The 410-nt window shown below is 37.3% G+C and carries 1 protein-coding gene; it reads left to right on the top strand.

What is annotated here, in order from left to right; all coding sequences use genetic code 11:
- Nucleotides 1–410: Cna B-type domain-containing protein (locus tag SB773_RS30195; protein ID WP_410593872.1), on the top strand; the 410-nt coding region annotated here is incomplete at both ends.

The raw sequence follows: 410 nt of genomic DNA, 5'->3' as shown, positions 1-410 counted from the left end.
AAGTAGAAGGAACGAAAACGTGGAAAGACGATAATGCGAAAGATCGTCCGACGATGATTAAAGTAGACTTACTACAACATGGCCAAGTAATCGCAACACAAGAAGTAACAGAAGCAAGCGGTTGGAAGTATGAATTCAAAGATTTAGCGGCATACGATGCCGAAGGCAAGGCATATAAGTATGAAGTAAAAGAACAAGGGATAGATGGATATCAATCCAAAGTAAAAGGTTATGACATTACAAATACAAAAGTAGGTCAAACAAAAGTAGAAGGAACGAAAACATGGAAAGACGATAATGCGAAAGATCGTCCGAATATGATTAAAGTAGACTTACTACAAAATGGCAAGGTAATCGATACAAAAGAAGTAAGCGCAGCAAGCGAATGGAAATATGCGTTTACAGATTTA

Source organism: Bacillus sp. SIMBA_074, from assembly GCF_046534555.1.
Classification (GTDB): domain Bacteria; phylum Bacillota; class Bacilli; order Bacillales; family Bacillaceae_G; genus Bacillus_A; species Bacillus_A mycoides.
The sequence above is the reverse complement of the archived record's forward strand: the minus strand, read 5'-3'. Positions and strand labels throughout refer to the sequence as shown.